At 65.5% G+C, this 15,240-nt stretch carries 8 protein-coding genes and 1 other RNA gene; 1 reads left to right on the forward strand and 8 read right to left on the reverse strand.

All coding sequences use genetic code 11. From position 1 onward, the window contains the following. Nucleotides 1-493: 493 nt before the first annotated feature. The 3 genes from Y887_RS03860 to Y887_RS03870 form a co-directional block, all read right to left on the reverse strand. The gene (locus Y887_RS03860) at nucleotides 494-1,219 is read right to left on the reverse strand and encodes an AraC family transcriptional regulator (protein WP_046963101.1); all 726 of its coding nucleotides are present in this window, start codon (nucleotides 1,217-1,219) and stop codon (nucleotides 494-496) included. 134 nt (nucleotides 1,220-1,353) lie between these two features. Continuing rightward, nucleotides 1,354-1,839: a hypothetical protein gene (locus Y887_RS03865; protein WP_046963102.1), complete on the reverse strand. Its 486-nt coding sequence runs from the start codon at nucleotides 1,837-1,839 to the stop codon at nucleotides 1,354-1,356. 360 nt (nucleotides 1,840-2,199) lie between these two features. After that, nucleotides 2,200-4,320, reverse strand: a complete 2,121-nt coding sequence (locus Y887_RS03870) for a S9 family peptidase (RefSeq protein ID WP_046963223.1) — start codon at nucleotides 4,318-4,320, stop codon at nucleotides 2,200-2,202. Nucleotides 4,321-4,861: 541 nt separating this feature from the next. Between Y887_RS03870 and Y887_RS18585 the strand changes: the two genes are divergently transcribed. Beyond that, a non-coding RNA gene (locus tag Y887_RS18585) (sX9 sRNA) lies at nucleotides 4,862-4,936 on the forward strand. Nucleotides 4,937-4,940: 4 nt separating this feature from the next. On the opposite strand, the gene Y887_RS03880 is transcribed toward Y887_RS18585, so the two are convergent. From Y887_RS03880 to Y887_RS03900, 5 genes are all read right to left on the reverse strand, one after another. Continuing rightward, on the reverse strand, nucleotides 4,941-5,786 hold the full coding sequence (locus tag Y887_RS03880; RefSeq protein ID WP_046963104.1) for a transporter: 846 nt from the start codon (nucleotides 5,784-5,786) through the stop codon (nucleotides 4,941-4,943). 532 nt (nucleotides 5,787-6,318) lie between these two features. After that, entirely contained in the window at nucleotides 6,319-8,289 is a 1,971-nt protein-coding gene (locus tag Y887_RS03885; RefSeq protein ID WP_046963105.1) for an OPT family oligopeptide transporter, read from the reverse strand. Nucleotides 8,290-8,436: 147 nt separating this feature from the next. Then, on the reverse strand, nucleotides 8,437-10,395 hold the full coding sequence (locus Y887_RS03890; RefSeq protein WP_169749472.1) for an alpha/beta hydrolase family protein: 1,959 nt from the start codon (nucleotides 10,393-10,395) through the stop codon (nucleotides 8,437-8,439). 227 nt (nucleotides 10,396-10,622) lie between these two features. Continuing rightward, nucleotides 10,623-11,441: an HDOD domain-containing protein gene (locus tag Y887_RS03895; RefSeq protein ID WP_046963225.1), complete on the reverse strand. Its 819-nt coding sequence runs from the start codon at nucleotides 11,439-11,441 to the stop codon at nucleotides 10,623-10,625. A gap of 497 nt (nucleotides 11,442-11,938) precedes the next feature. Further along, the gene (locus tag Y887_RS03900; RefSeq protein WP_046963106.1) at nucleotides 11,939-15,190 is read right to left on the reverse strand and encodes an error-prone DNA polymerase; all 3,252 of its coding nucleotides are present in this window, start codon (nucleotides 15,188-15,190) and stop codon (nucleotides 11,939-11,941) included. Between the last annotated feature and the right edge of the window lie 50 nt (nucleotides 15,191-15,240).

The following is a 15,240-nucleotide window of genomic DNA, read 5'->3' on the forward strand; positions in this document are numbered from 1 at the left end:
GGCATCCATGCCGCGTAAGGTCCCGCGTCGGTGGGCGAGCAAGGACCAGTCAAGATGGTCTGTTTGCACGGTTGCAAGCAAGAGCATGAGGAGCGCTGGGCGGATCACTCTGGGCCGACTGGCTCCTTACTGCCTTCCCTTTGCAGCGGAATAGCCCACAGGCTTTCAACACGTGACCTCCCAACTTTTCATCTGCCAGGCTCAGCAATAAGCTTTCCAGAAGACAGCCGACAAACTGTCTGGTGCGGTGTCCTCGCCGCTTGCGGGACCGTGTGGCGGCATGGATGCCGCCACCGAGCCTCCACGGACGGATTCACGGCGTGTCCCGCAGGCGGTGAGGGCACCGCACACTCGACGAACCAGGCTTTTGGCTGCATCCACACAACGAGAGTGCAACCTGGAATCTCGATGCATTCACCCAGTGCTCGGCAAGCGGCAAGAGGACCGCGTGCTGTACTAACTCAGTTGCTGAGCAGTCGTCTTGTCAGACAAGCTAAGCCGGTTCTGCAGGAAACTGCTGCGCATTCGCCAGCGCGCGGTACTCGCGCGGCGTCATGCCCACTGCTTGCTTGAACTGCCGGGCAAACGCGCTCTGATCGCTGAAACCGCAGGCATGGCCGATTTCGGTCAGGCTCTTGCTTCCGTGCAGCAAATGCATGGCCATCTGCAGGCGCAACTTGGCCAGCACCTGCTGCGGCGTGAGCTGGAACACCTTGCGGAACGAGCGTTGCAGCTTGGACATCGAAAACCCGGTGATCTCCACCAATGCCTGCATGCGCACGTTTTGCGCGTAATTGGCATTGAGATACGCCAAGGCAAGGCGCAGTTTTTCGTATTGCGATTCGTGTCCATCCTGCGGCCCGAGATCGCGCGAGATGCCGATGATGCCCTGCACCGTGCCGTCGACCAGCAGCGGACGTTTGCAGGTGAGGCACCAACCCGGCTCGCGATTGGCGAACAGATGCAGTTCCAGCAGGTTGTCGATCACCTCACCGGCCAGCACCTGCTCGTCCTGATTGGCGTAGTTGGCGCCCAGCCCGCTCGGGTAGACCTCGGCAACGCGCTTGCCGATCAATTCCTTGCGCGACTTCAGCCCCAGGCGCCGCAACATGGTCTGGTTGACGTGGGTGTAGCGACCCTCGCGGTCCTTGACGAAGAACAACACGTCCGGCACGGCATCGAACAGCGCTTCCAGATCGGCAGGATCGATGCTCTTCATGCGGGAGGATTCATGCGGTACGAAGGACTCGGGGCCAGGAGAGGCGCTGCGGTGCCGTGACGCACCGGCGTCGGCACGCACCACCGGTATGCAATCTCATGATACGCCGCGCCTGTCGCTCGGCTTGCAGACGCTCAGCGCGGCTGTTCGGCCACAGCGCCGCTGACTGCAGCCGGGGCGCCCTTTGGAGCATCGATGGACGCGCTGGTGGCGCCCATGCGATCGGCCGGCGTCCGCCGCGCTGTCCAGGCCTGCACCACTGCCGCACCCGATTGCGAGCCCACCTGCACGCGCAGACGCGCACCGGCAGTGGGCGCTACGAATTCGATTGCGCAATCGCCCGCGGCCATGCAGCTATCCGCCGCCAGCGGGTCGACCGGCTGCCAGCCCTGCGCGGCAATCGCCTGCGCGAACGCGCGATAGCTCATGCCCGGCTTGAGGGTCGTCGGCAACGGCACCAGCAGCTCGCCGTTGTCGGCGTCCGTCGCATTGGCAACGGCGGGCGCAGCGGTCACCGGCGCACGTGCAGGCACCGCCGCCGCAGGCCGCGGTGCGGCGCTCCAGGCAGGGCTGAAGATCAGGGCGAGCCCGAGGAAGGCTGGGCGGACGAACGTGCGCATGCGAAGACCCTTGCGATCCTGGCAGGGATGGGGAAAGTTAAAGAAGCGCTATTTTGACACGCCGACATGACGACAGGGCGATGCTGCCCGCGGACGATCAGCGGCCATTTCATCGCCGGTTACCGAACGACGGGCCGCAAGCGCACTCGACAATACGTTCTTCGGCGGCACTCCCTCTTGCGAGCGAGCACTACGGCAATGCGCATGTCCCGCTGACGAGCTGGCCCCAGGCAATGACGTGTGACGTGGATTCGAAGAGTGGGCGGTCGCCAGCAGCTTTTGCCTGCTGCAGGTCGACAATTGCCAGATCCACCGGCACGCCGCTGGATGGCGGCGTGCCGGTTCTTGGCAAGGCAGTGCTTACTGGCCGATATGCTGCTTCAACCAGGCATTGACCGTGTCGTGCCACAGGACGCTGTTGTCCGGCTTGAGCACCCAATGGTTCTCGTCCGGGAAGTACAGGAACTTGGAATCGATGCCCTTGCGCTGCAGCGCGGTGAACGCGGCCAGGCCCTGCTCGACCGGGATGCGGAAATCCTGCTGGCCGTGGATGACCAGCATCGGCACCTTCCACTTGTCCACGTGCAGCACCGGGTTGAACTTCTCGTAGCCGGCCGGGTTCTGCCACGGGGTGCCGCCGTTTTCCCACTCGCTGAACCACAGTTCCTCGGTGGCGTAGCCCATGGTGCGGTTGTCGAACACGCCGTCGTGATCGACCAGGCACTTCCACGGCTGATTCCAGTTGCCCGCCATCCAATAGACCATGTAGCCGCCATAGCTGGCGCCCAATGCGCAGGCCTTGTCGCCGTTGAGGAAGCCGTACTGCTTCTGTGCGGCAGCCCAGCCCTTTTGCAGGTCTTCCAGCGGGCGGTCGCCCCAATGCTGGCTGATCGCATCGGTGAATTCCTGGCCGTAGCCGGTGGAGCCGTGGAAGTCGATCATCACCGCCGCATAGCCCTGGCCGGCGTAGGTCTGTGGATTCCAGCGGTTGCTCCAGCCATTGCCGAAGCTGCCCTGCGGCCCGCCGTGGATCAGGAACGCCACCGGGTAGGTCTTGCCTTCCTGGTAGTTGTAAGGCTTGACCACGTAGCCGTGCACGGTGTCGTTGTTCCAGCCCTTGAACTGGAACTGCTCGTAGTCGCCGAACTGCACCTCCGGCAGCAGTTCGCCAGCGCTCTGGCTGATCGCGCGCAGACCCTGGCCTTGCGTGTCGCTGACGAAGACCTGGTCGCCGCTCTTGAGCGAGCTGCGGGTGAATGCCAGCGTGCTACCGGCCAGGGTCGGCGCATGCACGCTGCCCTCGCCCACCACTTTGGTCGCTTCGCCGCTGGCGATGTCGATCTTGAACAGCGGATGTTCGCCCAGGTCGTCGGCACTGGTGTAGATGCTGCTGCCGTCATCGGCAAGGACGATTTCGCCGGCCGAGCGATCCCACTTCGGCGCGATCTCGCGCGTCTTGCCGCTGGCCACATCCATCGCCATCAGGCCGAAACGGTCGGCCTCGAAGCCCGGGCGCTTCATCGCGCGGTAGTACAGCGTCTTGCCATCGGCACTGAACACCGGGCCGGCATCCCAGGCCGGGTTGGCGGCGGTCAGATTGACCGGCGCGGACTTGCCGGCCGTATCCAGGCGATACAGGTCGAAGTTGGTCTGCCACGGCTCGTCGTTGCCGGTGGGCTTGGCGGGGGCCTTGGCATTCTTGCTGGCCTCCGGGCCATGCGGCTGCGGGATGCGCATGCTGGCCACCACGCTGCTGCCATCGGGCGACCAGGTGTAGTCGTCATTGCCGCCGAACGGCTTGGACGGCGCGTCGCCCGCCAACGTGGCGCTGATCGCCGAGGCGCCAACCACCGGTTTGGCGCCGGTTGCGGGCAGCTCGGAGACGAACAAGGTGTTGCGACGGCCATCGTTCCAGGTGTCCCAATGGCGCACGAACAGCTGGTCGTACACCACGCCGCTGGCCTTGGCATCCTTCACGCGCGCGAGCTTTTTCTTGGTGCAATCCAGGTCGGACCCGCAGTCCTGAAACACGCCCGCACTGAAGGCGATGCGCTTGCCGTCCGGCGAGAGCTTGTAGCTGTCCACATCCACCGCAAACGCGGTGAGCTGCTGCGGGGTGCCGCCGGCCAGCGGTTGCGCGTACAGCTGCTGGCTGCCGGACTTGCTGCTGAGGAAGTACACCGTCTTGCCATCGGGCGACAGCGCCGGGCTGTTGACGTTCCAGCCTTCCGGGGTGAGCCGCTTGGGCGGCGACAGATCGCGGGTGCGCAGATTGCGCACCCACAGGCTGGTGGCCGGCTTGCCATTGGCGGTCTTGGCCTGGCGTTTGGCGAACAGCACCACGCTGCCATCGGGGCTGAGCGTGGGCGAGGACACCCGATCCAGCGCGACCATGTCGCGCACATCGAAACCGCGCGCGGCGGCAAGGGTTGGCAAGGCGGCCAACAGGCACACAGGCAGCACGGCGTGACGCAGCTTCATCGAAAATTCCTGCAACGGCAAAACGTCGATGGTAGGCGTTGCTGCAGCGCACGCGCAAAGGCTTGCGCTTGCGTCTGCCTGTACGGTCGCGTGGGCATCGCCTCGTGCTTGGGATTGCGCGCCTGGGCGCGACGACCAGACGCCAAGGCACGTGCCGTCAAATGCGGATGGCCGGCGCGCATGACGACATGGGTCATGCGGGCAGCGAGGCCGGTCACGCCGCCCAGGTCCGCTTGCCCCCTGCGCGCTGCGTTGGACAGGTGATTGCCGCGGTGGGCGCACGGGCGGTGGCTGCGCAGAGAAAGGCTTCCGCTGCGGCAGGGCACTGCCGCATTGCTCGACGATCGGCAACGCCTGGCGTGACGTGGACGGAGGTTGCGAGGCGCCGGTCGATCTGGCGCCTCGCACCCTTGGCCATGCACTGCGAGAGGGTGTGCATGGACGGCAGCCCACCCTGCCCTTGGCCCGTCCCGCGGCCAAGGGCAGCTGACAAGACGACTGTGCTCACCGCCAGGCGTGCGTGGCCAGTGCTCGGGGCGGCATGGACCACGCGTACACGCCGGTTCCTGCGCGCCGTCCACACCACCTGAGACCTGCTCGCTACGTGTTGTTGGCCGCTCCTAGAAGCGGTGCGCCAACCCCACGTACACCTGCGCGTCCGGAGTGCGGTCGTTGAGGCCGAAGTTGGCGCCCACGTCCAGTTGCAACAGCGGGTTGATCAGATACGCAGCGGCGATGTCGGCCGAATACTGCTCGATGGTTTCGGCCGGGTCGCGATTGATCGAGGACCACACTTCCACCGCCATCGACAGCTTCGGCGTCAACGGGCGCGCCAGGTTGATCGCATTGATCACCGCAACGTGCTTGCCGCTGCCATCGCTGTCGGCCAGCCAGTCGACCTCCGGGCCGAAGGTCAACGAGAAGCTGTTGGGCAAGGCGAAGTTGATCGGCAGGGCGACGCCGCCTTCCCATTCGTCGTTGCCCAGGCCGGTGCGCGCGGTCGGCGCCTTGACGAACGGCAGCACCGCGACGGTGGCGGTATCGCTTTCGTAGAAACGCGCCTTCATGCGCAGATAGATGTCGCCGCCGCCGCTCAGGCTGCTGCGTGCGCCGGTGGCGCGGTCGGTGGTCTTGACCTGCAACTGCGGCGCCCAGTTGAGCTGCAGATCGATGCGGTCGCTGACGCCGTACTTGAGCGTGGGATTGGTGAACACCGAGGTTTCGATGCGCGTGCCGGGCTGGCTGTCGCGGGTGTAGCTGCCGATGTCGGTTTCCAGCTGCCAGGCGCCGGTTGGCACGGTACAGGTGGAATTGGCCTTGGTGGGCCGATCGGTGCACAGCGGCGCATCGGTGGCGTCTTGCGCCTGCGCTTGAGTGGCCAGGCCGCACAGCACGCCGGCCACGGCGATGGCCAGCAGAGGGGTGCGCCGGACGCGGGACGAGGAACGGGGAATAACAGTCAGCATTGCAGTAACTCCATGGCAGAGCGCTGGATCGATGACACGACAGACCAGCAGTGAGTGAGGGGAATGCGCGTGGAGAGGTGGATCGACTGCACGACGCCGCAGTGGCGGCGTCTGCTCGATCCTATCGAACTGTCGAGCCCGCCAGACAAAAAGCGGCCGCAACCGCACGCTGAAAGAGGCGCAGTGTGATCGGACTAACGGTTTTGTCGGCGGCAGCGGCGGCGCGATGGCCTACGGCGCGGAGATCAGCGGGGTCGATCGAGGCATGCGGCAGCCGTAACGCATCATCCGTGCGGGAGACGGCACGATACGGAGCGGCGGCATAAAGGCGCTATGCATGAGCGCCGGAGTTGGCATAAAGCCGGCGCAAAGACAGCTACAGACGCAGACGTGCCATCACGGATGGTCGCCGGGATCTGCCGCGGCGGTGCGTGGCCATGTTGCAGATGGCAGCGTCGGGCGCTGCGGGCAGGTCGCCTTGCGCGCCTGCCAGGACGGCGCATGCATCGCATGCGCCGTGTCTGTCTCAGGCTCAGGCAGCCTGTTCGCCGCGCTTGCCGACCCGATACAGCAGCCAGCCGACCACGGCGAGGATGGCCAGGCCAACCCACTGATTGAGCTGCAGCGCAGCCGGCAACGCCAGCACATCGGCGCGGCTGGACAGCACGATCGGCACCGCGATGGCGATCCCCATCAACGCCTCGCCGGTGATCAGGCCGGCGGCGAACAGCACGCCCGGGCGATGCACACGGTCGCGGCCATCTTCGTCGTCGGCGCGGATGTTGTGGAAGCGCTCCACCAGGTGCGCGATCAGGCCGCCGAGGAAGATCGGCACCATCAGCTCCAGCGGCAGGTAGATACCGATCGCCGCGGCCAGCACCGGCACGCGGAAGCGCTTGCCGGTGGCCTTCAGCCATTCGTCCAGCGCGATGATCGCCGCACCCACCACCGCCCCGATGGCGATCATGGTCCACGGCAGCTGGCCGCCGAACAGGCCCTTGGCCACCGACGCCATCAAGGTGGCCTGCGGCGCGCCCAGCGAGTTGGGATGCTGCGGGGTGGCCGGGCCGATGCCGTAGGCCTGGGCCAGCAGGTTCAACACCGGCGCCATGATCAACGCGCACGAGAACGCGCCGATACCCAGCATCAGCTGCTGCTTCCACGGCGTGGCGCCGACCAGATAACCGGCCTTGAGATCCTGCAGGTTGTCGCCGCCCACCGCCGCCGCGCAGCACACCACCGCGCCGATCATGATCGCCGCCACCGCACCCAACGGCGCCGCGCCGATGCCGACCGGCACCAGACCGTCCTTACCCAGCAGCAACACCAGCACCGCCGAGGCGAACAAGATGGTGGAGATGGTGATGCCCGACACCGGGTTGTTGGACGAACCGATCAAGCCGGCCAGATAGCCGGACACCGACACGAACAGAAAGCCGGCCACGATCATGATGATGGTCATCGGGATCGACACGTGCCACTGCTGCACGATGGCTTGATACAGGCCCAGCAGCGGCAAGGTGCACAGCACCAGCGCCACCAGCATCCACTTCATCGGCAGGTCGCGCTCGGTCTCGGCGACCACACCGCCACCGCTCTTGCGCGCGGCGGCAAAGCCGCTCCTGACGCCGGAGAACAGCGATTTGCGCAGCGAGAACAAGGTCCATACGCCGCCGATCAGCATCGCGCCGACCCCCAGGTAACGGATCTTCGCGCCCCAGATGCCGAAGGCCGCATCGGCTGCCGGCGCACCGACCAGGCTCTGCGCCAGCGCCGGGTCCGAGCCCATGAAGAACTGCTGGTACAGCGGGATGGCGATATGCCAGGACAGGATGGAACCGGACAACACCACGATGCCGACGTTCAAGCCGACGATGTAGCCCACCCCCAGCAACGCCGGCGACAGGTTGGTGCCGATGTAGCCGACCAGACGGCTGCTGCCCAGGTAGGTGGCCTGCGCCCAGGTGTCCGGAATCACGCGCAAACCGCTGGCGGCGGCGAGCTTGACCAGCGCGCCGATGGCGCCGGAGGCGGCCAGGATCTTCAGGCCCGGGCCGGGGTTTTCACCGGCCTTGAGCACCTCGGCCGCCGCCTTGCCTTCGGGGAAGGGCAGCGGGTCTTCGACGATCATCGAACGCCGCAACGGCACCGAGAACAGCACCCCGAGCAAGCCACCCATGCCGGCGATGCCCAGCACCCACCAGTATTTGAAGTCCGGCCAGTAGCCCATGATCACCAACGCGGGGATGGTGAAGATCACCCCGGCTGCGATCGACGAACCGGCCGAGGCGCCGGTCTGGACGATGTTGTTCTCCAGGATGGTGCCGCCGCCGAGCAGGCGCAGCACCCCCATCGACACCACTGCCGCCGGGATGGCGGTGGCGATGGTCAAACCGGCGAACAGGCCGAGGTAAGCGTTGGCGGCCGAAAGCACCACCGCCAGCACGATGGCCAGCACGACGGCGCGGAAGGTGAGCTGGCGCGGTTGCGCGTCATGGCTCATTGGGCATTCCCCTGTGGGCAAAAAATCCGTACCACGCTAGCGCCTGGGCCGACCCGAGTCCAGCTGCGGCGCGGCGTGACAGTGTGCCCACTATGGCGGGTGGGTTGGCACCAAGCCCGCTGACACCGTGAGAGTGGCGCTGTCAGGTTACTTGGCTTTGGCGCCACCCAGCGTGGTCGAGAGAAAATCCAGCAATTGGGTGTAGAAGGCACGCCGATGCGGTTCGGTGTAGAAACCGTGGCCCTCGGTGTCGTAGTAGAGCGTCTGCACCGGTACCCCAGCCGCTGCAAGGGCGGCCTGCATCCGCTTGCTGTGCTGGATCGGCGCCCGCTGATCCTCTCCGCCGGCGGCCAGAAACACAGGCACCTTGATCTTCCCGGCCAGGTTGACCGGTGAGCGTGCCGCCAGCGATGCCGGATCACCCAGCCACTCCTTCAGAAAATGCTCACCGGAGCGGGCTTGCTGAATGTCGCCGCGGCTGTACATCATCGGCAGATCGTAGACACCCACATAACCGGCTGCGCACGCATACAGATCCGGCTCCTTGGCCGCTCCCATCAAGGCTGCATAGGCGCCGTAACTTGCACCGAAAATGCAGATGCGGCGTGCGTCGGCATAGCCCTGCGCAATTGCCCAGCGCGTGGCGTCGGTGACATCGTCCTGCATGGTGCCGCCCCACTGGCGAATGCCAGCTTGCTCAAAGGCGCGCCCATAGTTTCCGGAGCCGCGGAAGTTGACCTGCAACACCGCGTACCCGGCCTGCGCCAGCAATTGCGCATCGTCATCGAACTGCCACGCATCGAAGATGCCGAACGGCCCGCCATGCGGCAGGACGACCATCGGCAGGTTCTTGCCAGCGCTGCCGCGTGGAACGGTGAGATAACCGTGTAGCGGCAACCCGTCGCGGGCCTGCAATGCAATCGGCTGCACATCGGCCATACGATCGGGGTCGAACCACTCACGGCGACTGATGATGTGCTGCGCCTTCTTCTCCTGGGTGTCGAACACATAGAAGTCGCCGGGATTATTGCCGGCATAGGTTTGCAGCATGATGTAGCGGCCATCACGGGTACCGGAGTTCACACGCACTGCGTTGCCTGCAAACGCCGCTTCCAGGCTGTGGTAGATGCGTGCTTCGCTGCCTTGCTCGTCAAAGAAGCGGCTGCGTGGCCGATCCGCCATGAAGATCGCTCCCACCGGCACCGAGGTCCCGTTGCGATAGATGATCTCCAACGGATCGGCGACCGCATCGCGAAGCACCTGCTCGCGACGATTGGCTGCGATATCCCAGGCCACGATCGCATCCGGCCCGGCGGTGCTTTGCACACGCAGATAGGCGATCCGGTCGTCCTGCGAAAACCCGATGGGCGTTTCGATATGTCCGCTGGCGCCCTCATCGTTGATCAGGGTCCAGTTGGTACCCGCGCCGCTGCGGTGGTAGAGCTTGTTGACATTGTCGGCGCCTGCACCCAACGCAAAACGCACTTCTCCCTGGTGATCGGTGGTGAAGGTGGCGCGCTGGACCGGCGCCCGCGCCAGTGGGAGGCGGTGGCCGCTGAGGACATCCAGCTTCTCCGCGCGGGTATACGGCTCGTTGCTGGAGAACGGCCAGATACTCACGACGACGTTGCGGTCGTCGTTCGGCAACGTATCGGTCAGATACGCTGCCACTGCCTCTGTCTTCTTGACCTTGATGTTTGTGCCCAGACCGCTGCCCTTGGCGCGATAGCCCACCAGGAGTTCGACGCCGGAGCCATCGGCATTGATGGCGTAGAGCTCACCGGTCGGCTGTGGTTTGTCGAGCAGACCGAACTTTTCGGCAATGCCGATCACCACGCGGGTATCGCTGACCCATGCGAATTCGCTCACATAGGTGTTCTTGCCCAGCATGAAGGTCGCACTGAGCCCATTGTCCGCACGGCGCATGATGGCAAGCGCGGTCTTGTCGTCCATCGGTACGGTTGCAGCGAAATACTCGCCGCCGGGCGAGATTTTGATCTCGGTGAACTTGTCCTTCTTAATGAAGGCGCCAACATCCACCTGCGCAGCAGCGTTGCCCGTCGACAATACAAGCGCCAGGGCGACAGAAACGATCCATGTCCGCATTACGTTATCCATGTTCACGATGGTCAGATCGCAAAATTAGCAGCAAGTTGTAGCCACAGAAAGTTCTGGCGACATCTCACCTGGCAAAAGAACCGTCAGGCCTGCGGTGCGCGCGACAGCGAACTGAAGATCCGATGCACCTGCACCGGAATCAGGCTGGATAACCAGCTAGGCACGGCACCGGCCGATGCGACGCGGTGCGTGGGTTGATCAGCAAGGCCCAGACCTCAGTGCAGCAGTTCGGCAAACGCGCGATCGGCCTCGATGACGTCGGGCAAGGTTGCGAACAAACCCTCCAGGTCGACGCCGTCCATCAGCGGTCCGCGCAGCGCGTCCAATGCCTGCGGGGTGGCACCGCCGTGCGCGTGCAGCGCATCGGAGACCTGCACTGCCTGGGCGACCAGCAGCGGCATCCGTGCACCGTCGGGCGCGGCGGCCGGGCGAACCTGGTAGGCGATGGCTTCCTGGATCACCGCCGGCAGTTGCCAGCGCCGCGCCAGCTCGGCGCCAACTTCGGGGTAACCGAATCCCAGTTGCAGGGTTTCCTCGGCGGCGTGGCCGGCCGATGAAGTGTCGTGATTGATGCGGCTGGCGTAATCCGGTGCGCCGGACTGGATCAGCAGCTCGCCGATGTTGTGCATCATGCCGCAGGTGAAGGCGGTTTCCGGATCCAGGCCGTGCTGGCGCGCCAGCAGGCGGCAGATGCCGGCCACCTCGAAACTATGGCGCCAGAAGGACTTCAGATCGAAGCCGGGGCCGGCGCGGAACGCACCGGTCATTGCCGAAGCCAGCACCAGGGTGCGCAGCGTGTTGAAGCCCAGGCGCATCGCGGCGTCTTCCACACTGGTGGAATCGCGCAAGCCGTGGAAACGCGCCGAATTGGCCAGGCGCAACACCTTGGCAGCGATCACCGGATCGCGCTCGATGGTGTGCGCCAACACATCGATGTTGGTATCGGGATTGTCGAACTGGGCAATCAGTTCCTGCGCCACCTTGGGCACGGTGGGCAAGGTGTGCAACTGGTCGAACAACGCCTCCAACTTCATGATCGCCTCGCAGGTCAATGGTGATGAGTGTGGCTGACAACGGCAGTGCGGGTCGGCCGGGTGCGGACGGCGCGCAAGCCACGAAGTGTACGTCCGATGCCGCCGATCCCGAACACTGCGCCTGCCGCCGGCGCACAGTCGGTTGCCACCGGTTTCGGTCCGGCCAGGCGGCCCGTTCTCCCTGGTGTAACACGGGCCGGTTCCGCGGCGATGACCGCTGCCGGGCCGAGCCCGGAGCAGTGTCTACGGCAACCTCGCCACTCCTGCCCGGCGTTACCGGCGCTTGCGACGTGTCGCTGGCAGGCGGCGACACCCGACCGAGCGGCGCAGGTACTGCGATTGCGCGCCGGCGCCCACCTCGTTCGGCCCTGGCACCACCTGGCGGTCAGCTCGGATGGGCGAGCAACTGGAACACATCGCACCACCTGCACGTTGCGGCGCTTGCAGCGAACAGCGTCGGCCGTGGTCACGCCACATGCGGCCTCCACCGCCCTGCCTCAATGGAAGTCGCGCGACGGCAGCTGCATCTCGCCGAGCAGATCGCTGAGGTCGTACACGTCGCCGGCGATCAGATGCTCCACGTCGTCCACACGCTCCCAGCGGCCACGTACGGCGAGCAGGCGCGATTCGAGCAATGCGCGGCGTCGGCGCAGCACCAGATGCGACCAGACGATGACGTTGATCATGCCGTGTTCGTCCTCCAGGGTGACGAAGATGGTGCCCTTGGCAGTGGCCGGGCGCTGGCGCTGGGTGACCAGCCCGGCCACATGCACGCCGCTGCCGTGGCGGCGGCCCTGCAGGTCGCGCAGGCCCAGGATGCGTCGCTGGCGCATCTGCGGGCGCAGCAGCGCCATCGGATGCTGGCGCAGGCTCAGCCCCACCGACCGATAGTCGGCCAGGATCTCTTCGCCCATCCGCGGCGCCTCGAATTCCACCGCACGCTCTTCCGGGCTACCGGGCAACAAGGGCCGGCGCGCTTCCACGCCGGCCATCGCCCAGCGCGCGGCATTGCGGTTGCCGACCAGGCCTTGCAAGGCGCCGGCCTCGGCCAAGGCCAGGCGCGCCTTTTCGTCGAGTGCGGCGCGCAGGCACAGGTCGCCGATGTCGGTGAAGGCGCGTTGCGTGCGGGCGGCGACGATGCGGATGGCCATCGTTTTCGACAAGCCACTGATCTGGCGCATGCCCAGCCGGATTGCCGGTTGTTCGCCAGGGTCTGCCTCGCTACACCACGGCCGTCCACCGACCAGGGTGTTGTCCCATGCGCTGTGCAACACATCCACCGGCAACACCTCCACGCGCGCGCGCTCGGGGCTGCCGCGACGCGCGTCCTGCACGATCTGGCTGGCCGAGTAGAACCCCATCGGCTGCGCATTGAGCAACCCGCAGGCGAAAGCAGCCGGCTCGTGGCGCTTGAGCCAGCAGCTGGCATAGACGAGCTTGGCGAACGAGGCGGCATGGCTCTGCGGAAACCCGTAGGAACCGAAGCCCTTGATCTGTTCGAAGATCTGGTCGATGAAGGTGGAGGCGTAGCCTTTGCCCTGCATGCGCTCGCGCACCCGCGCGCGGTGCTGTTCCATGTCGCCGCCGCGCCGCCAGGCGGCCATCGAGCGGCGCAGATTGTCCGCTTCGCTCTCGGTGTAATCGGCAGCGTGCATCAGCAGCTCCATCACCTGTTCCTGGAATAGCGGAACTCCAAGCGTCGGCTTGAGAATGTCCTCCACCTCCGGTGAGGGATAGTTCACGTCCTCGCGCCCCTGCCGCCGGCGCAGATACGGGTGCACCATATCGCCCTGGATCGGGCCGGGGCGCACGATCGCCACTTCGATCACCAGGTCGTAGAACACCGCAGGCTTGAGCCGCGGCAACATCGCCATCTGCGCGCGCGATTCAATCTGGAACACGCCGACCGTGTCGGCGCGCTGGATCATCTTGTAGGTCGGCTCGTCATTGCCTGGCAGCGTGGCAATGCTGTAATCGCGCCCGCGGTGGCCGCGCACCAGCTCCAGCGTCTTGCGGATGCAGGTCAGCATGCCCAGTGCCAGGCAATCGACCTTGAGCAGCTTCATCGTTTCCAGATCGTCCTTGTCCCACTGGATGATGGTGCGGTCGGCCATGGCGGCGTTTTCCACCGGCACCAGCAGCGACAAGGGTTCGTCGGAGATGACGAAACCGCCGACATGCTGCGACAGATGGCGCGGGTGATCGCGCAGGTGCTCGGTGACCGCAAGAATCTTGTTGATCAGCGGGTTTGTCAGATCGAACCCGGCTTCTTCGATACGCTGCTCCATCGGGGTGTCGCCATTGCCCCAGCCGTAGCAATTGGCCAGCAACGCGATCTGGTCCGGCGGCAGGCCGAACGCCTTGGCCACATCGCGCACGGCACTCTTGCCGCGGTAGCAGATCACGGTGGCCGCCAATGCAGCGCGTTCGCGGCCGTACTTGTTGTAGACGTACTGCAGCACTTCCTCGCGGCGTTCGTGTTCGAAATCGACGTCGATGTCCGGGGGCTCGTCGCGTTTTTCGGACAGGAAGCGTGCCATCAACAGACGCGTTTCATCCGGGTTGACCGCGGTGATGCCCAACGCATAACACACCGCCGAGTTGGCCGATGAGCCACGGCCCTGGCAGAGGATTTCCTTCGACTTTGCGAACCGCACCACGTCCTGCACGGTGAGAAAGAAGGCTTCGTAGTTCTTATGCGCAATCAGCGCCAATTCCTTCTCGATGTCGGCGCGCACCTTTGCCGGCGTTCCATCCGGCCACCGCTCACGCATCCCCTCCTCGGTGAGTTCTCGCAGATAACTTGCCGGCGTATGCCCTTCCGGCACCAGTTCGCGCGGATAGGTGTATTCAAGCCTGGAAATATCGAAGCTGCAGCGCTGCGCCAGGTCCACCGTGGCCTGCAGCAGCGCCTGCGGATAGATATTGCCCAGGGCGCGTCGCGTGCGCAGGTGGCGCTCGCCATTGCGGAACAGATGCGCGCCGCACTCGGCCAGCGGGGTGGTGTGGCGGATGGCGGTCAAGGTGTCCTGCACGATGCGCTCGCGACGCTGCGCCATGTGCACATCGCCACTGGCCAGAGCGGTCATGCCCAGTTGCTGCGCCAACAGTTGCAAGGCAAGCAGACGCGCTGCGTCGTCCTGTTCGCGATGCAGTTCCACCGCCAGGAATGCACGCTCGCCGAACACCTGCTGCAGCCAGGCGCCCTGCTCGGCCTGCGGCTGCGCACCGGGCAACCACAGCGCGAACACACCGGGGACGACATCGCGAAACTGCGCCTGGACCTCGGCACGCCCGAGCCGATACGCGCCCTTGCCTGCCGCACGCCGCGCGGTGGTGATCAGCGCGCACAACTGCGGATAGCCGTGCGCGTTTTCCACCAGCAGCACAAAGCGGGTGCCGTCGACGAGGGTGAATTCACTGCCGACGATCAGCCGCACGCCGGTGGCGCGGGAGGCTTCCAGGCCACGCACGATGCCGGCCAGCGAGCACTCGTCAGTGATCGCCAGGGCGCTGTAGCCGCAGTGTTGCGCGCGCGCGAACAACTGCTCGGCACTGGAGGCGCCACGCAGAAACGAAAAGTCCGACAGGCAATGCAGCTCGGCATAGCCAGGCAGGCCGCCGGCGTGCTGCGCATGGACGATGTCGTCGTTGGCCGCGCGCAGCCGTGCCGCCACATTCCAGCCGCGCGGCATGCGCCCGCCCGGCGTGTCGCGGTCCACGCCATCGACAGCGTCGTCCCAGCTCATGGGCGCATCCCTGCAACAACGCGCTGCCACCGCGCCGTCTTTGCAATGCG

The organism is Xanthomonas pisi DSM 18956, from assembly GCF_001010415.1.
GTDB classification, from domain to species: domain Bacteria; phylum Pseudomonadota; class Gammaproteobacteria; order Xanthomonadales; family Xanthomonadaceae; genus Xanthomonas; species Xanthomonas pisi.

Excerpts from the sequence above, each read along its gene's own strand:
- Y887_RS03900 (WP_046963106.1), bottom strand. The coding sequence starts at position 15,190 with ATGAGCTGGGACGACGCTGTCGATGGCGTGGACCGCGACACGCCGGGC.
- Y887_RS03890 (WP_169749472.1), bottom strand. The coding sequence starts at position 10,395 with ATGCGGACATGGATCGTTTCTGTCGCCCTGGCGCTTGTATTGTCGACG.
- Y887_RS03870 (WP_046963223.1), bottom strand. The coding sequence starts at position 4,320 with ATGAAGCTGCGTCACGCCGTGCTGCCTGTGTGCCTGTTGGCCGCCTTG.
- Y887_RS03895 (WP_046963225.1), bottom strand. The coding sequence starts at position 11,441 with ATGAAGTTGGAGGCGTTGTTCGACCAGTTGCACACCTTGCCCACCGTG.
- Y887_RS03880 (WP_046963104.1), bottom strand. The coding sequence starts at position 5,786 with ATGCTGACTGTTATTCCCCGTTCCTCGTCCCGCGTCCGGCGCACCCCT.
- Y887_RS03865 (WP_046963102.1), bottom strand. The coding sequence starts at position 1,839 with ATGCGCACGTTCGTCCGCCCAGCCTTCCTCGGGCTCGCCCTGATCTTC.
- Y887_RS03885 (WP_046963105.1), bottom strand. The coding sequence starts at position 8,289 with ATGAGCCATGACGCGCAACCGCGCCAGCTCACCTTCCGCGCCGTCGTG.
- Y887_RS03860 (WP_046963101.1), bottom strand. The coding sequence starts at position 1,219 with ATGAAGAGCATCGATCCTGCCGATCTGGAAGCGCTGTTCGATGCCGTG.